This window comes from Bradyrhizobium sp. U531 (assembly GCF_051710265.1).
GTDB lineage: Bacteria > Pseudomonadota > Alphaproteobacteria > Rhizobiales > Xanthobacteraceae > Bradyrhizobium.
The window spans coordinates 64,272-81,646 of the sequence record NZ_JASVEN010000006.1; the positions used below are offsets into that span (position 1 = coordinate 64,272).

Consider the following 17,375-nt stretch of genomic DNA (forward strand, 5'->3'; position numbering starts at 1 on the left):
ACCGCACTATGCCTCCGGGATGATTGGTCCCGGGAGCCCGTAATCCTTGGCGCGTTTTGCCGCCAGCTTTCGGTAGGCAGTCGCTTGGTTAAGCAGTTGGTCTTTGAACTCAGAATCTGCCTCGCTATGCGCTAGGCGTTCAAGCTGACTTGCTCGTTCCAAGTACTCGGTCAACAGCTTCATACAATTGCCCAACCGATCGGCATTGCCAAGTTTTCCCTGTTTTCATGGCGATAATCGCGAGGGCTTTTGAGGGTTCCAATTCCTCGCGCTCGAGGGCGGTAATGGGACGGCATGTGTCTCGCGCCGCAAGGGGAGACCTGATCTACGCCGGCAAGGTCGACGACGGCTTCGACAAAACGTCTGCTGCCGAGCTTCGCCGGCGCCTCGAGCCGCTGGTTCGAAAAACGCAACCCTACGCCAAACGCATCGCACACAAGGGAATATGGGTCGAGCCCAAATTGTTGGCCCAGATCGAGTACCGCGCCAAATCCGCCGAGGGCAAAGTGAGACACCCTTTCTTCAAGGATATTCGCCAGGATCTTTGATCAAACCGATCGGCGGTTCACGAGCAGCGGACGTGAAGTGACGACTCTTCGAGAGCGCGGAGATCGTCCAACAACTCCGCTTCGATGTCCCTTAGGTGTTCTGCAGTCAGACCGGCTGGAAAATCTCTGGCAAGCTCTCGACACCTCGCAAGGCGCTCTTCCAATCGCCGCTTGTCCGACTCCCAATTCATCTAAGAGATCATACTCCCTTCGATAAGATTGGCATGTGCACTACTGCACAGAGCAGCTTTCATAGCTCGGGGTATCCATGTGACGCGCAACTGCTCTTCCGTAGTCCACAGGAGTGATTCACTGCCGACCCCGTGATTTGCTGTTTACGGCCCGGATGCTTTGCCTCATGCATCCTAAAAAGAGCGATGCAGGCATGGCGCGCTGTTACTTCGATCTGCTCGACGAAGAGGTTCTCGTGATCGATGACGAGGGACTTGCCGGATCTGCGCGCCGTTCAAGCTGAAGCAGCAAAATCTCTCGCGGACATGGCGCGTGATGCTGTGCATACATTCCCCTACAAGGGGCTGCGCAGCATGGCGATTGAAGTAGAGCCATGCTTGCAGGTCAAGTTCACATTCGAAATTGCGCGACCGATGCACTGATCGCCTTGTAAACTTGGTGATGAGTAACTTGAGCAACTTTTGCAAAAGCAGCCATTCGCCGTGAAAAAACTTAACGCCTCGTATCATTTGATAGGGTATTTTTCTGAGCCGGCTCGTACCGTCAACTCGTAACGACGGAGTAAATTTGATGGCAGCGAAACGTAGGCGGTTTAAGCAGACGGATTCTCTCGAAACGAGGCTCGCACAATTTGCTCAAAATATGCGTGATAAGGCAGACAAAACTACCCCGGGCGACGAGCGCGCTTCTTTGCTGAAACGTGCATACAATGCCGATCAAGCGATCGATTTGGAGCGGCAACTTCGAGAGCACACGCCATCGAGGGACACCCAGAGCTAGATCGGTTGCTGCGACCAGTCCAGCTCGAACGGAAATCGAGGCGAGCTACGCCCCATTCCAGAGACAAGGCTACGGCTATTGACGAGATGCTTTAGCGGAGCCCTGAAGGGAATCGAGACGTTTGCGGAGAAATGCCAGCACCATGATCTCGTCGGAAGTGAGTTTGGCGTACTGGCGCTTGAATTTTTGGGCAATCTTGGCCTCGATCATCCTCACGAGATCACCGGACATGTACGCGTTCAAGACTTCTGGATGCACATAGCATTTCCGGCAGACGGCTGGCGTATTGCCGAGCTGCTTCGAGACGTTCTCGATCGCGGCGACCACGTTGCGCTTTGCCTCGGCCTGGCTATCGTACTTCTTGAATTCGGCTAAAGCGAACGCCGCCAGAACCGTCCCCGCCCATGTCCGGAAATCCTTGGCGCTGAAGTCCTCGCCCGTGATGTCCTTGATGTAGGCATTGACGTCGCCGGAATCGACGGTGCGCGGCTGTCCATCGTCGTCGAGGTACTTAAAGAGCTCGTGTCCCGGGATCTCCGCGCATCGCTTCACGATCGCGGCTATCCGCTTATCCTCGACCCGAAGTTTCCACTGTTTGCCCGACTTGCCCGTGAAGTCGAACCGAAGGACGCCGCGCCCGACCGCGACGTGCTTGCGGCGCATTGTGGTGAGCCCGTAGGACTTGTTCTTCTCGGCATACTCGGCATTGCCGACTCGGATCAGCGTCTTCTCCAGAAGACTGACGATTGTAGCCAGCACCTTCTCGCGAGGCAGTCCGTCCAGCTTCATGTCGGCTTCGACCCGGGCGCGAAGCGCCGGGAGCGCGGCCGCGAACTGGATGATGTGCTCGTACTTGTTCTGGTCACGAAGTTCCCGCCACTTCGGGTGATAGCGATACTGCTTGCGGCCTCTCGCATCGAGCCCTGTCGCCTGGATGTGGCCGTTGGCCGAGGGGCAGATCCACACGGATTCGTAGGCCGGCGGGATACCGATGGACTTGATACGTCGGACGACGGCAGCATCCGTGATGCGCTTTCCATCCTTGTCGTAATAGCTGAAGGTGGTTCCAGTCCGCTTGCGAGTGTAGCCCGGCGCGGAGTCGCTGACATACCGAAGCCCTTCTTCCGCGATGGTGGCGGCCACTTCGGCGGTGCGGTCTAAAACCTGTTCTTCGTTGCCGGTCTCTCGGAGCATGAGCCTATCCCTCGGAAGCACCCTGGGATCGAGGCTCCACTTCTCGTAAAGGGATGAAGGCACCGGTTAGTTCCGTTCTGCGAGCGGTGGCGCGACCCATTTCCAGATGAAGGCCGGATCGGTTCCTTTCGACAAGGCGCTGCGAGTCTTCGGGCGGCGTGGCTCAGCTTCAGACAATCGCCACAAAGTTCACCGACACGATCCCCACAGTCAGTCTCCACGAAAGCTTCCATGTCCCAGTATTCACTCGATGTGCTGCGTCAGCGCTATCTTGTCGAAAAAAGACCGCTTGAGGCTAGCGTCGAGCAGATTTTGCGGGCCGACACCCGCGCGGGAGTCCGTGCCATCCTGGCTTCGATCGACAAACGGCGTTTCGAAAACAGGTCAGAGGGGCAGCGCCTCCGCAAGATACTCAGTTTCGAAACCTCTCTCTGGGAGAACGGCCTTCATGCCGTGGCGGGTGTGGACGAGGCCGGAATGAGCCCTCTTGCCGGGCCAGTCTCCGCTGGCGCCGTGATCCTGAAGCCAGGCACGCGGATAGTCGGAATCGACGACTCGAAGAAGCTCGACGCCGCATCTCGCGAAGAGCTGGCGAAGGAGATCAAGGCAAAGGCAGAGAGCTGGTGTGTGGCGTTCGTAGAGGTCGAGGAGATCGACACGATCAACATCTATTGGGCGAGCATCCAAGCCATGCAGCGCGCGGTCAGGGGACTGGGATTGACGCCGCAGCACTTGCTGATCGACGCGAAGCGGTTGAAGGAGATCGACATCCCGCAGCAGGCCATCATCAAGGGCGACGCCAAATCCGCCAGCATCGCTGCTGCGTCGATCGTAGCGAAAGTCGAGCGCGACACGGTCATGCGGACTCTCGACGTCCGGCACCCCGGCTACGGCTTCGCGGATCATAAGGGCTACCCGGTGCCAGCACATTACGAAGCTCTCGCCAGGCTTGGTGCAAGCGCAGCTCACCGGAGGTCGTTCGGACCCGTGCGCAAGGCTCTCGGATTACCGCCCCTGCCGCCGTGGCCTACAGCAGCCGAACGCGAGGCCGGCTGAATCCAAGTCCTTTTGCTCCGCAAGCCGCCTTACCTTCGCGACCAACTCCGTTCGCGAACGACGTCTTTGGCTTTTTTGTCGGACCGCAGACCGAGATAGACCGGCTGGCGCAGCTCGCCCTTGCTGGTCCACTCCGCAAACTTCACTTCCGCAACCAACGAAGGCCGCACCCAGGTGGTGACCCCCTCGTCCTTCACCTTGGCAGGAAAGGGCGACTTGGCTGTCTTAAGCCTCATCAGCTTGTCGTGAAGCTCTTCCAGGACCTGGTGGCTGAAGCCCGTGCCGACATGGCCGATGTACCGCCATGCCTCGTCCTCGCGTACCGCCAGCACGAGGGCGCCGAAGAACGGCCGGGTTCGCCTAGGCGCGGTGAACCCGGCGATCACGACCTCCTGCCGCTGCGCGGTCTTCACCTTCAGCCAATCGGCGGTCCGGCGTCCGGAGGCGTACGGGCTGTCGCCGCGCTTGGCCATGAGCCTTCGAGATGCCTCCGTTCGGCTTCCGCGAAGAACTTCGTTCCATTGCCTTTGCGGTGGTTGCTGAACGCGATCAGCTTGTGGCGCGGCAGGATGGACTTGAGGCGCTTCTTGCGCTCCAGGAGCGGCAGCGCTCGCAGATCCTCGCCGTCCGCGAACATGAGGTCGAACGCGCAGTACAAGAGCTTGGCCTCATGGCGCAGGGCATTCTGGAGCAATTGGAAATGGGATGCGCCGTCCTTGCCGATGGCGACCAGCTCGCCATCGATCACGGCATCGGCCTTCACGCCCTCAAGTGCTTTCGCGACCTCGACATAGGAGTGGCTGATGATTTTCCCATTGCGGCTGTAGAGCGCGACCCGACCACCGCGGATTTCCGCAACCATACGGAAGCCGTCGAATTTGTCTTCGAAGACCCAATCGGGATCGTCGAACGGCGCATCCGTCAGCGTGGCCAGCATAGGCTGCAGACGACGAGGTAAGGTCGACTTTCGGGCCATAGCAGGGTCCTTGCTACATGGCCGGCAACGGCCGAAACGAGGAGGATGGAAGGCAAACCCGCGCGCTATCGCCAGCCGCAACCGGTCCCCCGCCCGGACCACGCCCAGCACTCCGGATTTGAACGGAGGGCCCGTTTCCGACGACGAGAGCACCTGCCGCTTGAGGCCAGCTCGGATGCGGTCGATAAGGACGCAGGGCGTCCGGAGGCCCGTCAGCTCGACGACCGCGGCTGACCCGAGCTCGATCAGGGTCCCAAGCGGCATTCGTTCGAGGTCCAATCCAGCGGTGGTGACGTTCTCGCCGAGGTCGCCGGCGCCAACCTCGAAGCCAGCTTCGAGGAGCGGCGGGAAGAGTTCGGATGGGATCAGGTGGACCTGCCGGAGATTGGGCAGGCGCGGCCGGCGACGTACCAAATAGCGGTGCTGGACGAACGGGCCGGCGTGGGCGTCGCCTTCGACGCCGTGGCCTTCTACTAGGATTATGCGCTCCCGAGTTGGCTTGCTGAAGTGGTGCCCGCGATCGGCGGCGACCGCAACAACCCTCCCCTCCAGCGCCTGATCGTGCTCCTCTGACATCAGGCGGCGCGGGCGAGCGAGCGCCGCTTCTGGCGGAAGTAGCGCGTGATCTCCGGTAGCGTCATCGCATTCAGGACCCGATCGGCAGGGACGCCGCCCTTGCGGGCCATCAGGACGCCCCAGTGCATGTGGTCGAGTTCGGGGATCGAGTGCGCGTCCGGATTGATGCTCATCATGCAGCCGAACTCCAGGGCCGCCTTGTGCCAGCGCCAGTCCAGGTCAAGCCGCCATGGATGAGCGTTGATCTCGACTACGACGTCGTGCTTGGCGCAGGCCCGCAGCACCTTCTCGACGTCGATTTCGTAGCCCGGCCGCCGCTGGAGCTGTCGCCCCGTCATGTGGCCGATGATGGTGGTGTGAGCGTCGGAAATCGCCCGAAGCAGGCGCTGCGTCTGCGCCTTGCGGTCCAGCTTGAAGCGCCCATGGATGCTGGCGACCACGAAATCGAAGCGCTCCAGAACGTCGTCGTCATAGTCGAGCGACCCGTCAGCCAGGATGTCGGACTCGATACCCCTAAGGATCCGGAAGTCCTTGCCGAAGCGCTTATTCAGCCGGTCCGCTTCCCGGTGTTGCTGCGTGATCTCCTCAACGGAGAGACCGCCGGCATAGTGGGCAGACTTGGAATGGTCAGCCACGCCGAAATACTCGAAGCCCCGCTGGCGCGTAGCCTTCGCCATAGACTCCATCGTCTCGGTGCCATCGGAGGCATCGGTGTGGCAGTGAAGGATGCCGCGCAGGTCCTGGTCGGTGACGAGCTTCGGGAGCTTGCCTTTCAGAGCCGCCTCGATCTCGCCGCGCCCTTCCCGGAGCTCAGGGTCGATGAAGGGAAGACCGAGGGCGCGGTAGATCTCGGCCTCCTCGCCGGCGATCAGCGTGCGGCCCTTGTGCAAGCCGTCGGCCTCCAATCGCAACCCCTTCTCCGCCGCCAAGGCTTGGAGCTGTTCGATATGGGCCGCGGAGCCCGTCGCGTAGAGAAGAGCAGCGCCGAAGTGCTTGCGGTCGGACAGACGTGTTTGCAATCCGTCCGCCGGTGACGTCTTCGACGTCTTGACCGTCTTGGGCGCCTCCGCAACGATCGCGAGATCGCCGACGAGTTCGCAGCCGCGGCGGAAATCGCCGGCGATCGTCACACGCTTGAGTTCGGGCCGGGACTTGCGGATCGAGTCCTTCGCATGCGCGAGCAGCGCAGCGGCGCGGTGCAGATGGAGGCGGCCTTCTCCGCTTTTGGCCAACGCGAGGTTCTGCAGGATCTTGGTCTGTAGCGCTGCGCCGAGTCCTTTCGCCTTCTTGATGCGGTCATCCTTGGCGGCGGCCTCCAACTCCGAGAGCGAACCGATGCCGAGATCCTTGTACAGGCGCAGCACCTTCTCCGGACGAAGGCCAGGCACAGCGAGCATCTCGAGCACGCCCGCGGGAATCTCTTTCCGCAGCTTTTCAAGGCTGGGATGACTGCCCGTCTTGTAAATTTTGGCGATGATGTCGGCAATAGCATCGCCGACGCCCGGGATCTCAGTAAGTCGATCCTCGGCAGTGAGGAGGTCCAGAGGAACGGCTAGGGCGGCCAGGCTGTCGGCGGCCCGAGAGTAGGCTTTCGCCCGGTAGGGATTGCCGCCTCGCAAGGCCGTGCGCTGCGCGTACTCTCGCAGGAGACTTGCCACACCGCGCGCGTCGAGCGAAGGCATTCAGCCAGCCTCCCGGTCCGAGCTCTGCGGCGCCGCCGGAGCAAGCCGGCCGCCGGAGCGGTCACTTGACCGGCGATCGAGAGAGGCCTCGAGCTTCTGGGCTGCACGAAAATCCTCAAGGTGTTGGACGTTGGGACCGTAGGCCGCCTCCTTCTTGAGGAGATTGTAGATCCGGCCGGCCACCAATTGCAGATGCTTCATCTTGCCCCGCTGCATGGATCTCGCCTTGCAGAGGGCCCGAACGGCGTAAGCGCGGAAGTAGTCGAATGCGTCTGACATGATGTCAGTAAACGCCGGCTCTCGCCGAGAGTTCGATGGGTTCTGAGAAGGACTGGAGCGCCCATCGGGGCCCGTCGGGCTTGTCGCGAAAGCCCAGACCTAGCGAACAGTGCGGTCCGCTGGAACTCCTCGCCGCGATCGAAGTTGCGAGACTCGTTGATTGAGGTAGGTAGACTGCCCGCCGTCGCCCGCAACCCGGCAACGGTTTTTTGTGAGTTGAGTAGCGTGGCAGAGCGTACAAAAGCCGCCTCGGGCCGACGATGGCCTCATTGACCCAGATCGTCGAATGGAGCCCCCGGTGTCCGTCGATGTACCGCCAACGCGCGTCTTACGGGCTAACATCAAAGAGGGCGCACAGGTCAAAGCTGAGTTGCGGCTTGGCACAGCGGGATGGAATGTTCCGCAAGTCTGCAAGGATAGGGTTGGCGGCGCGGGCAGCCACCTCGAGCGCTACGCGCAGGTCTTGAACGCCACCGAGATCAACTCATCGTTTCATAGGCCGCACCGGCGTTCGACCTATGAGAAGTGGGCAAGCGCGACGCCGGATCATTTTCGCTTTTCGGTGAAAGTGCCAAAGTCTGTATCGCATTCGTCACAACTAGCGCGGGATGAACTCGATCGGTTCATCGAAGAGAGCGCCGGGCTTGGTGCAAAGCTCAGCGTATTGCTCGTTCAACTTGCACCTCGCAGAATTTTCGTCGAAGCAGAAGCGGAGCTCTTGCTCGGCACACTGCAAGGAAAGACCTCAGCCGCTATCGTTTGTGAGCCGCGTCACGAAAGCTGGTTCACGCCCGAGGTCGATACTTGGCTTAGGGAGCGTCGGGTTAGCCGCGTCGCTGCGGATCCGGCGCGGGTGCCCGATGCCGGCCGGCCGGGCGGGCGGCCGGACCTGCGCTATTTTCGACTGCATGGAGCGCCCCGCATCTACTACTCCGCCTACGACGGGGCATACCTCCGCGCGCTGAAGTCACGGCTCGGTGCAGCATCGCCCTCTTGTGAGACCTGGTGCATCTTCGACAACACTGCCGCCGGCGCAGCACTCCGGAACGCACTCGACGTGCTTTCTTGAGAGACCTCTTAGCATTAGTTAGCTGACCACTCGCGCGCGGCCTTGGGGTCTATCTGTGCCTCTACGATTTCCTCGCCTCCGATCAGCGATACGTCCCCCGCCCGGCGAATCTTCTTGGCCGTGCAAGTCTAAATCGGGTGTCCTTAGCCGAGCTTCACGCAAAATTCGATTGGTCCGAGCTGAAGATTTATGATTTCAACAGCGTTGGCAAGACCACGGAATTTGCAACTCGAGGGTGGACGCCGTAGTCGTTGGGTTTCGCAAGGCGCGGACTGCTCGCCGCAATGAGTGGACCGATCCAGTTTAAAAGCATGCGCTCGAATTTTGCGCGTCAGTTTATCAGATCGCTACGCCTGAAGCATATGTGGCTGCAAGACGCTGATGCCGTGCACGAAGAAAACTTCCGGACAGACTAGCAATTGCCGCTTGGGCAACTACTTACAGGCAAGCTTAGCAGCACAAAGCTCGAGATCGCGCATTCCGCCTAGCAAGCCCCTCCTGGGTCGAGCTCTGAGCACCAGTGTCTTGATGATCTATTCTCCATTCGACAAAGCCGCTGTGACGAACAAAGATTTTGATCCTCACCAATTGCTACTATTCCAGGCAAGACAGTTCGCCAGCTACGTGGCGCGCTACAGGGATTGCGATTGCGAAATCCAAGAGCGGCTTCATGAAGACATGGCTCATCTCATTGATCTCAGCAACAGAGGGATCGAGGCGGCAAAGCGCAGCCATGAATGCCGCCTGGCATTCGACATTCGAGACTCTGTCCTAAGAAGATGGCCGTTCGAGCGTCAAATCACTTCAGTCGAGGCCGAACTGGTGCGGCGCTATTATTCCGCACCTTGTGTCTCCCATCTGGTCGCTCTGTCAGGAGCAGAATTGTCGGGACTGGCTGATCTTCTTGAGGGATGGTCACAGGACGAGCGTCTCGACTGCCGCTCAATGATTGAGCTGCTCGGTTGGTCGGACGGCCTGCGCAGTTTAGTCGATACGGTCGGTCTCAGCTACACGCCTCTGCCTTGGCCCGACGACGTCAAGCCTCCGCTTTTCAAGCTTATCGCGACCAAGATGCTGGGATTTTGAAGAGCTAGAAGCGTTGGTACTTCGCGAAAAGCTTACGTTCTACTTTATGGGCTATTCTGCCTTTCCTCTTCATCGAAAGCGGATCCAACGCCCCCGCATTCGAGGGCGCGATTCGAGGCGCCTTCTCCTAGCATTCAACTGAGTTTTTTCGGCTCGTCGAGCATTTGCCAAGTTAGCCAAACCGGAGCACAGTTTTCCAGTGTAGCTGCCTACATCGATGACCAGTCAGCGCGCCGGCTTCTGCAGGCGGACGCCGGCACCGCCACCATTCTCATCGATAAATTCGACGCCGGCATCTTCGAACGCCGAGCGCACAACTTGTAACGTTGCGCGCCGAGGCTCGTGCGTCCCCGCCTCCAGCTGCCGGATCGTGACAATCCCAACCTTAGCGCGATCAGCCAACGTTTGCTGACTCCAGTCCAAGAGACCACGCGCGGCTCGACACTGCATTGGAGAAATCATTTGAAGCTCCTCCCCGCAATATGTCGAAAAAGGATTGATTTGTCTAAAATGTTCATTATAGTCATTTACGTTGTTTTTCGATGGAGACATCTGATGAGCTCAGCAAGTGCGATTTGGACTTCACGTTCGGAATACATCGGCGGGTCAGACGCCCGCATCATCATGGGGGACGATCATGACAGGCTGCTGAGACTGTGGCGTGAAAAGCGGGGCGAAGCTCTTCCCCAGGATCTCAGCAACGATCTCATCGTCCAGCTCGGCAGCATCACCGAAGACCTCAACCGGACTTGGTACGAGCGCACCAGCGGCCACACGGTCGAAGACGTACAGAGGAAGGTGAGGCATCCCATCCACAAATGGATGGGCGCGACCTTGGACGGCCGGGTGCAGCAAACGGGCGCCATTTACGAGGCCAAGTTCATGCTGCCTTGGAATTTCACCGAAGAAGCAGCGGCCGAGAAACACATGGCCCAGCTCCAGCACAATATGTGGGTCACCGCGGCTCGCTCGGCAGTGCTCTCGATCATCACCGGCGGCGGCAAATGGGTCGAGATCACAATCCATGCCGACCCTTTGTACCAGCATCTCTTGCTCACGGCTGAAAAGAAGTTCTGGCGGTGCGTACAGACCGGCGAACCGCCAATCCTGTTCAACATCGAGACCCCGAGGCCAAGACTGACGGCAATCAAGATCATTGACATGGCCTCGTCCAACTCGTGGGCCGAGCTGGCGGCTTCTTATCTCCGCACGCGAGAAGCGCATGCGGAACATGAACTGACAAAGGCCGAGCTGAAGAAGCTCATTCCAGAGGACGCCAGAGAAGCTGTCGGACACGGCATCAAAGCCAAGCGATCCAAGTCGGGCGCGATCAGCTTCGAGGTTTTGCCGATGGAGGCTACCAATGCATCAGTCCAGTGAACGCATTGGTGCAATCGCCGCCGCATTGGCCAAAGCACAGGCCGAGCTCACCAACCCGGAAAAGACACTCGTTGCGACGATACGGTCCCCGTTTCCTCGAGAAGATGACCGAACCTTCAGGTACGCCTCCCTCGCCTCGGGTTTAGACATCGTCCGCAAGACCCTAAGCCAGCAAGAGATCGCGACCATCCAGAGCACTCGGACCGAGCAGGCTTCCGGGCAGATCCACCTCACAACCCTGCTCGCCCACGCCTCGGGCGAGTGGATTTCCTCTGACCTGCCAGTCTGCGCGGCCAAGGATGTCGAGGCCCCGCACCGAATGGGTGCCGCCCTCACCTATGCCCGCCGCTATGCCTTGTTTGCTCTGGTCGGGATCGCTGGAGAGGACGATCTGGATGCACCGGAAACCGTAACAGCGCCACCTATCCCAACCGAGGGGCAGACCGCGTCGGAAGTGAAGAAAAAGCCAGTGAAGGGCATTCTGAACCGCGCGGCAGTACTGCCACCTCACGGTTCCGCAGAACTGCTTGAGAAGCTCCTGAGCGAACTTGAAGCACAGGAGGGCGGTGACAGCTTACTTGCTTGGACCAAGGCCACCCTGCCCCTCAAGAATACTCTGCGGGAAACGGACGCTCGTATTCTTGAGACCGCGTACCAGAACAAAATTGGTCAAGGAGAGCTCGCCAACATGGAGGCAGCAACCCGACGACCTTCGGCTGGAGAACCGACAGCAGCCGCCAATAAGAAGGCATCGTGGGATATCCCGCCAGCAGCCGATCAGAACGCGCAAGAACAATTTGGTCTCGCCTTTCCAAAAGAACCACTCCGGCGCCGGAGCAAGGAGCACCTTACGTTTGTTCGCAGCCAAGGCTGTCTCGTCTGTCAAAAGACCCCTGCCGATGCCCATCACCTCAAGTTTGCTCAGCCAAAAACGCTAGGCCGCAAGGTCAGCGACGAGTTCACCGTGCCGCTTTGTCGGTCCCACCACCAATCCCTGCACAGACATGGAGACGAAAGAGCTTGGTGGACCAATCTGCAGATTTCCCCCTTGCCGATCGCAAAGGAGCTTTGGGGTGCAAGCCCCGTCCATCAGATGAACGGCGAAACAGTTGCTGCACTTGAGCCGAGCCCGTTCTCAGAAGCGCAAGGTCGATGAACACTTTATCGAGCGTGCTCGCTGCTCCACAATTGGGCATCAATTGCCTCACAATTGTCATAGCGCTTCCACCGCATCGCAATATACTTCGTCTAGCAATCAGAAATGTCAGGCGAACTCTCGATGATCAGGCATGCGGTCCGCATGCTGGCCATAATGTATTGCGTTTGCGGCCAGCCCGCTCATTCAAGCTATGAATTCCAAGCGGTGACGCCGCCGCTGTCGTTCTCACAATTCTGCATTCAATATCCCGAAGACTGCCAACGCCACGACGACCGCAGGATCCGGGACTTCCGCTCCTCGATCCAGCGTTGGCGAGAGCTCGCCCAGATCAATTCAACGGTAAACTTCGGCATAGCGCCAAAGGATCCGCCCGCAAGCCGGCGCGTTGCGGAGTGGCAGATATTCCCTTACGAAGGCAATTGCGGCGACTACGCCGTCACCAAACGCCATCTGCTGCTACGATCCGGCTGGCCCAGCTGGGCGCTCCTCCTCGCCGAGGTCGTCATCCGCGCAACCGGAGAGCATCACCTTGTGCTGCTCGTGCGCGAGGGAAAAGCGGTTCTTGTACTTGATAATTTGAGCCCAGTGGTGACGCCGCTGGTCGATGCGTTGGATCGATTCACTGTCGTGCGGGCGGAATCAGGCACAGATCCCCAACGATGGACGCGGGAAGTCGCGGCCTTCTAGCTGTAGATTGCGGGCCTATCGGTCGACTTGGTAGCGACCGCCGGTCGCGGACCGAAAATTAGCCGAATAGAAACAGTTGCTTAGAACTTGATTCCCATCATTTTCTAGTTCTCTATACCCTCCCAATAAAGAGGTACGCCCCCGACCGGCCAAAACCCCAGGACGGTGACGGACCTCTAGCTCCCATGCCGAGGCCAAATTGACAGACGATCGACATACGCGACGAATCGCCCTCATAACGGGCGTAACGGGCCAGGATGGCGCCTACCTCGCCGAGTATCTGCTGTCGCTCGGCTACGTCGTACACGGTATCAAGCGACGCTCATCATCCTTCAATACCGCGCGGGTCGATCATCTTTACCAGGATCCGCATGTTGGCGACGTGCCTTTCCTGATGCACTATGGCGACTTGACGGATTCGACCAATCTTATCCGCCTCGTGCAGCAGATCCGGCCGACGGAGATTTATAATCTCGCAGCGCAGAGCCACGTCGCAGTCAGCTTCGAGAGTCCCGAATACACCGCGAATGCCGACGCTATCGGCGTTCTTCGCCTTCTGGAAGCAATCCGAATCCTCGGCATGGAGAAAGAGACGCGGTTCTATCAGGCCTCGACGTCGGAGCTCTACGGCCTTGTGCAGGAGATTCCGCAGAAGGAAACCACACCGTTCTATCCGCGCTCGCCTTACGGCGTCGCAAAACTCTACGGCTACTGGATCACGGTGAATTACCGCGAAGCCTATGGCATGTTCGCCAGCAATGGCATTCTGTTCAATCACGAGAGCCCGATCCGTGGCGAGACGTTTGTAACTCGAAAGATCACCCGCGCGGTCGCTCGCATCGAAGTCGGGCTTGAGGACACGCTCTATCTTGGCAACCTCGAAGCGAAGCGGGACTGGGGGCACGCAAAGGACTACGTCGAGGGCATGCACATGATCCTCCAGGCCGACAAGCCTGACGACTTCGTGCTTGCCACCGGCGAGATGCGCTCGGTACGGGAGATGGTCGAGCTCTCATTCGCGCATCTCGGCCGTCACATCGAGTGGCGCGGCAAGGATGTCAACGAGGTTGGGATCGAACCTAAGAGCGGCAAGACGTTGGTGAAAATCGACCCGACCTATTTCCGACCCGCTGAGGTCGACCTACTCGTCGGCGACGCAAGCAAGGCGCGTCAGGTGCTTGGTTGGAAGCCGAAACGCACGTTCGCCCAGCTTATCGAAGAAATGATGGTGAGCGATTTGGCGCAAGCAAAACGGGATGTGGGTGGTGGCAAGCACACCGTTTGACCTGAAAGGCAAATCCGTCTACGTGGCCGGCCACCGGGGAATGGTCGGCAGTGCGATTGTGCGTCGGTTGGCGCTTGAGGACGTGGAGCTCGTTACCGTAGACAGACGTGAGGTCGACCTCCGCAACCAGGTCGACGTATTCGACTGGTTCGCGAAGGCCCGACCGCAGGTGATCTTCTTGGCGGCGGCAAAAGTCGGCGGTATCGTCGCGAACGACGCGCAGCGCGCTGAGTTCATTTATGACAACATCGCTATCGCGGCGAACGTGATTCATGCCGCGCATCAGAACGGCGCCGAAAAGCTGATGTTTCTGGGTTCCTCCTGCATCTATCCAAAGCTGGCGCCGCAGCCTCTGCGGGAAGACGCCATGCTCACTGGCCCACTAGAGCCTACCAACGAACCTTATGCGATCGCGAAGATTGCCGGCATCAAGATGGCAGAAGCCTATCGCAATCAGTATGGCAACGACTTTATCAGCGTGATGCCGACCAACCTCTACGGTCCTGGCGACAATTATCACCCTGAAATGAGCCACGTCGTCGCCGGTCTGATCCGCCGTTTCCACGAGGCAAAGGTTTCAGGCGCCAGTAGCGTCGTAGTCTGGGGCACCGGCACACCGCGACGCGAGTTCTTGTATGTGGAAGATATGGCAGATGCCTGCGTGCATCTCATGAAGACTTATTCGGGCGCGGGCCTGATCAACGTCGGCATAGGCAAGGACATTACGATTGCCGAGTTCGCTCGCGTCGTAGCCAAAATTGTCGGTTACGTCGGAGAGATCACTTTTGACGTATCGCGTCCGGACGGAACGCCGCGTAAACTGCTCGACGTGAGCCGCCTTACCCAACTCGGCTGGCAAGCGAGGACGCCGCTCGAGCAAGGACTGATTTCAGCTTATAAAAGTTATATAGCGTCGCTAGAGGCCACAGAGAAACGGGCGCTTCAATAAGCTAAACGCGCCGATAGTCGTCTTCAATCCGGATGATGTCGTCTTCCCCCAGATAGGAGCCGGTCTGGACCTCGATCAGTTCCAGCATGATCTTACCGGGGTTCTCCATGCGGTGGACCGCGCCCATCGGAATGTAGATCGACTCGTTCTCGTGCACCATCTTCACGGTCTCGTCGACCGTGACCTGCGCGGTACCGCGGACCACGATCCAGTGCTCGGCGCGATGGTGGTGCTTCTGCAGCGACAGCCGCCCGCCCGGCTTGACCACGATGCGCTTGACTTGGTGGCGTTTGCCATTGTCGACCGACTGGTAGCTCCCCCAGGGCCGGTGCACCTTGAGATGCTCCTCGGTCACCTTCGGCGCGACCGCTTTCAGCTTCGTCACGAGACGCTTCAGGCCGTTGGCATCCTTCTGGCGCGACACCAGCACCGCATCCGCTGTCGCGACCACGACGAGATCATCGACGCCTTCGAGCGCGACCAGCGGGGAATCGGTCGTGACGTTGCAGTTGCGGGAATCCTCGAACACGGCCTTGCCGTGCGCGGCATTGCCTTGCGCGTCCTTCTCCGACAGCTCCCACACCGCGCGCCAGGAGCCGACGTCAGACCAGCCGCACGACACCGGCACCACCGCGGCCCGCGAGGTCTTCTCCATCACGGCATAGTCGATCGAGATCGCCTTGGCCGCGCCGAAGGCTCGCGGTGCCAGCGCCACGAAGCCGAGATCGCGGCCGGCATTGTTGACCGCATTGGTGATCGCCTCGACGCTTACCGCATCGACCCTGCGATATTCGTCGAGCAGCAGGCTCGCCGGAAACATGAAGTTGCCGCTGTTCCAGAGATAGCCCGAATTGACGTAGTCGGAGGCCTTCACCGCGTCCGGCTTCTCGACGAAGCGCGCCACCGCATGCACCTCGCCGGAAATCACCTCGCCCGGATTGATGTAGCCATATTCGGTCGCCGGCCGCTCCGGCTTGACGCCGAAGGTGACGATGCGCCCGGTGCTCCCGGCATCGAGGCCCTCGCGGCAGGCGGCGACGAAAGCGGCATTGTCCTGCACGACGTGATCGGCGGCGAGCGCGAGCACGATGGCGTCACTGGCGCGGTTCTGCGCGAACACCGCGCCAGCCGCGATCGCAGGTCCGGAATCGCGCCGCATCGGCTCGAGGATCACGTCGGCCTCGATGCCGATCTCGGCGAGCTGCTCCAGCACCATGAAGCGATAGGCGGCGTTGGTGATGACGATCGGCCGGTCGAACAGGGAGGGATCGGAGACGCGCAGCAGCGTGTCCTGGAAGGTCGAGCGCGTGCCGAACAACGGCAGGAACTGTTTGGGCCGCACCTCGCGCGAAGCCGGCCACAGCCGGGTGCCGGCACCGCCGCACATGATCAGGGGCGTGACTCTGCTCGGACTGTGCATCACTGAACCAAAGGCGTCAGGCCGCAGCGCGCTTATTGCTTCGCACCTGCCGTTCGATCCACTCGTAGGTCTTCTCAAGCCCAGATCGCAACGACGCGGACGGCTTCCAACCTAGCTTCTGCCCAATCAGACGATTGTCCGAATTTCTTCCGCGAACCCCAAGAGGGCCAGGAATATGATTCTTATGAAGCTTCTTGCCGGCGATATCGGAAACAATGTCGACGAGCTGATTGATCGTAACCATTTCTTCTGAGCCGACGTTTACTGGCCCTTCGAAGTCCGAACGAGTTAGACGAATCGTACCTTCCAGACACTCTTCGATGTAGAGGAACGACCGCGTCTGCGTGCCGTCGCCCCAAATCTCGATCTCGCCGTCGCTGCTCGCTTGTGCGACCTTGCGACAGACCGCCGCGGGGGCCTTCTCCTTACCGCCCTGCCACGTACCTTCAGGGCCAAAAATATTGTGATAGCGAGCAACCCTGTTCCGCATTCCGTAATTCCGATTGTATGCGAGATACAGCCGCTCCGAGAACAGCTTCTCCCAGCCATACTCGCTATCTGGATTGGCGGGATAAGCAGAGTCCTCGGCACAGTTCGGATTATTGGGATCCATTTGATTGTGCTCCGGATACATACAAGCAGATGACGAATAAAACATCGTCCGCATGTTGCGCTTCTGACACGCGTCAAGCATGTTCAGGTTGATAGTCGCCGAATTGTGCATCACATCGGCGTCATGCTCGCCAGTGAAGATATACCCCGCGCCTCCCATGTCGGCGGCAAGCTGATACACCTCATCGAACCGTCGATCAGCGACTTGGCGACAGAAATCCTGGGCTCGAAGATCACCAACTGCGAAGTCGTCAGCTTCAGTCTCAGCGAACGGTGGGAGCTTCAGATCCACGCCGCGAACCCAAAACCCTTCGCGCTTCAGTCGCTTGACCAAATGGCTTCCGATAAAACCACCAGCGCCGCACACCAAAGCGGTTCGAGAACTAGCCATTACTTTGCTTCCTTCGGTTTTAACTCAACTAACTTTGTAGCCTGCCCAGCGAAG

At 59.5% G+C, this 17,375-nt stretch carries 15 protein-coding genes and 3 pseudogenes; 10 read left to right on the forward strand and 8 right to left on the reverse strand.

Annotated elements, in window-relative coordinates; genetic code table 11:
- Positions 1-311: 311 nt before the first annotated feature.
- Positions 312-548: pseudogene (locus QRQ56_RS25325) on the forward strand (DNA ligase); the annotation flags it as partial.
- Between the two features lie 446 nt (positions 549-994).
- Positions 995-1,162, forward strand: a complete 168-nt coding sequence (locus tag QRQ56_RS25330; protein WP_438743814.1) for a hypothetical protein — start codon at positions 995-997, stop codon at positions 1,160-1,162.
- A 433-nt stretch (positions 1,163-1,595) separates the two neighbouring features.
- Here the strand turns inward: QRQ56_RS25330 and QRQ56_RS25335 are convergent, their stop codons facing one another.
- Positions 1,596-2,714, reverse strand: coding sequence for a DNA topoisomerase IB (locus QRQ56_RS25335; RefSeq protein ID WP_438743815.1), 1,119 nt, complete (start codon positions 2,712-2,714; stop codon positions 1,596-1,598).
- Between the two features lie 231 nt (positions 2,715-2,945).
- Here QRQ56_RS25335 and QRQ56_RS25340 point away from each other — a divergent pair, with 231 nt between their 5' ends.
- A complete protein-coding gene (locus QRQ56_RS25340; protein ID WP_438743817.1) occupies positions 2,946-3,770 on the forward strand; it encodes a ribonuclease HII in 825 nt (274 codons plus the stop codon).
- A 29-nt stretch (positions 3,771-3,799) separates the two neighbouring features.
- Here QRQ56_RS25340 and ligD read toward each other — a convergent pair.
- The 4 genes and pseudogenes from ligD to QRQ56_RS25360 form a co-directional block, all read right to left on the reverse strand.
- Positions 3,800-4,746: pseudogene (gene ligD / locus QRQ56_RS25345) on the reverse strand (non-homologous end-joining DNA ligase).
- 138 nt (positions 4,747-4,884) lie between these two features.
- Positions 4,885-5,322: pseudogene (locus tag QRQ56_RS25350) on the reverse strand (MOSC domain-containing protein); the annotation flags it as partial.
- Complete coding sequence (locus tag QRQ56_RS25355; RefSeq protein ID WP_438743819.1) at positions 5,322-7,004, reverse strand: PHP domain-containing protein; 1,683 nt, start codon at positions 7,002-7,004, stop codon at positions 5,322-5,324. The gene QRQ56_RS25355 and the pseudogene QRQ56_RS25350, both read right to left, overlap by 1 nt.
- Positions 7,005-7,220, reverse strand: coding sequence for a hypothetical protein (locus QRQ56_RS25360; protein ID WP_438743821.1), 216 nt, complete (start codon positions 7,218-7,220; stop codon positions 7,005-7,007).
- A gap of 361 nt (positions 7,221-7,581) precedes the next feature.
- Between QRQ56_RS25360 and QRQ56_RS25365 the strand changes: the two genes are divergently transcribed.
- Both QRQ56_RS25365 and QRQ56_RS25370 read left to right on the forward strand, forming a co-directional pair.
- The gene (locus QRQ56_RS25365; RefSeq protein ID WP_438743823.1) at positions 7,582-8,352 is read left to right on the forward strand and encodes a DUF72 domain-containing protein; all 771 of its coding nucleotides are present in this window, start codon (positions 7,582-7,584) and stop codon (positions 8,350-8,352) included.
- A 525-nt stretch (positions 8,353-8,877) separates the two neighbouring features.
- Positions 8,878-9,438 (forward strand): hypothetical protein, encoded by a 561-nt coding sequence (locus tag QRQ56_RS25370; RefSeq protein WP_438743824.1) that lies wholly within the window; start codon positions 8,878-8,880, stop codon positions 9,436-9,438.
- A 225-nt stretch (positions 9,439-9,663) separates the two neighbouring features.
- Here the strand turns inward: QRQ56_RS25370 and QRQ56_RS25375 are convergent, their stop codons facing one another.
- The gene (locus QRQ56_RS25375) at positions 9,664-9,990 is read right to left on the reverse strand and encodes a helix-turn-helix domain-containing protein (RefSeq protein WP_438743825.1); all 327 of its coding nucleotides are present in this window, start codon (positions 9,988-9,990) and stop codon (positions 9,664-9,666) included.
- A gap of 3 nt (positions 9,991-9,993) precedes the next feature.
- On the opposite strand from QRQ56_RS25375, the gene QRQ56_RS25380 reads away from it, so the two are divergent.
- The 5 genes from QRQ56_RS25380 to fcl all read left to right on the forward strand — a co-directional run bounded on the left by QRQ56_RS25380 (position 9,994) and on the right by fcl (position 14,898).
- A complete protein-coding gene (locus QRQ56_RS25380; protein WP_438743827.1) occupies positions 9,994-10,818 on the forward strand; it encodes a YqaJ viral recombinase family protein in 825 nt (274 codons plus the stop codon).
- A complete protein-coding gene (locus QRQ56_RS25385; protein ID WP_438743828.1) occupies positions 10,802-11,974 on the forward strand; it encodes an ERF family protein in 1,173 nt (390 codons plus the stop codon). The genes QRQ56_RS25380 and QRQ56_RS25385 overlap by 17 nt, the downstream gene beginning before the upstream one ends.
- Positions 11,975-12,079: 105 nt before the next feature.
- Positions 12,080-12,664: a transglutaminase-like cysteine peptidase gene (locus QRQ56_RS25390; RefSeq protein ID WP_438743830.1), complete on the forward strand. Its 585-nt coding sequence runs from the start codon at positions 12,080-12,082 to the stop codon at positions 12,662-12,664.
- A 199-nt stretch (positions 12,665-12,863) separates the two neighbouring features.
- The gene (gmd, locus tag QRQ56_RS25395) at positions 12,864-13,949 is read left to right on the forward strand and encodes a GDP-mannose 4,6-dehydratase (RefSeq protein ID WP_438743832.1); all 1,086 of its coding nucleotides are present in this window, start codon (positions 12,864-12,866) and stop codon (positions 13,947-13,949) included.
- Positions 13,921-14,898 carry a GDP-L-fucose synthase gene (gene fcl / locus QRQ56_RS25400; protein WP_438743834.1) on the forward strand — a complete coding sequence of 326 codons (978 nt, stop codon included), beginning with the start codon at positions 13,921-13,923 and terminating at the stop codon, positions 14,896-14,898. Before gmd ends, fcl begins: the two co-directional genes overlap by 29 nt.
- A gap of 1 nt (position 14,899) precedes the next feature.
- Here the strand turns inward: fcl and QRQ56_RS25405 are convergent, their stop codons facing one another.
- Entirely contained in the window at positions 14,900-16,318 is a 1,419-nt protein-coding gene (locus QRQ56_RS25405) for a mannose-1-phosphate guanylyltransferase/mannose-6-phosphate isomerase (RefSeq protein ID WP_438743836.1), read from the reverse strand.
- A 16-nt stretch (positions 16,319-16,334) separates the two neighbouring features.
- Positions 16,335-17,321 (reverse strand): NAD-dependent epimerase/dehydratase family protein, encoded by a 987-nt coding sequence (locus QRQ56_RS25410; protein ID WP_438743837.1) that lies wholly within the window; start codon positions 17,319-17,321, stop codon positions 16,335-16,337.
- Positions 17,322-17,375: the final 54 nt, after the last annotated feature.

Coding starts and splice junctions, on each gene's coding strand:
- QRQ56_RS25335 (WP_438743815.1), bottom strand. CDS start 2,714: ATGCTCCGAGAGACCGGCAACGAAGAACAGGTTTTAGACCGCACCGCC.
- QRQ56_RS25340 (WP_438743817.1), top strand. CDS start 2,946: ATGTCCCAGTATTCACTCGATGTGCTGCGTCAGCGCTATCTTGTCGAA.
- QRQ56_RS25355 (WP_438743819.1), bottom strand. CDS start 7,004: ATGCCTTCGCTCGACGCGCGCGGTGTGGCAAGTCTCCTGCGAGAGTAC.
- QRQ56_RS25360 (WP_438743821.1), bottom strand. CDS start 7,220: ATGCAGCGGGGCAAGATGAAGCATCTGCAATTGGTGGCCGGCCGGATC.
- QRQ56_RS25375 (WP_438743825.1), bottom strand. CDS start 9,990: ATGTCTCCATCGAAAAACAACGTAAATGACTATAATGAACATTTTAGA.
- QRQ56_RS25380 (WP_438743827.1), top strand. CDS start 9,994: ATGAGCTCAGCAAGTGCGATTTGGACTTCACGTTCGGAATACATCGGC.
- QRQ56_RS25385 (WP_438743828.1), top strand. CDS start 10,802: ATGCATCAGTCCAGTGAACGCATTGGTGCAATCGCCGCCGCATTGGCC.
- QRQ56_RS25390 (WP_438743830.1), top strand. CDS start 12,080: ATGTCAGGCGAACTCTCGATGATCAGGCATGCGGTCCGCATGCTGGCC.
- fcl (WP_438743834.1), top strand. CDS start 13,921: ATGTGGGTGGTGGCAAGCACACCGTTTGACCTGAAAGGCAAATCCGTC.
- QRQ56_RS25405 (WP_438743836.1), bottom strand. CDS start 16,318: ATGCACAGTCCGAGCAGAGTCACGCCCCTGATCATGTGCGGCGGTGCC.
- QRQ56_RS25410 (WP_438743837.1), bottom strand. CDS start 17,321: ATGGCTAGTTCTCGAACCGCTTTGGTGTGCGGCGCTGGTGGTTTTATC.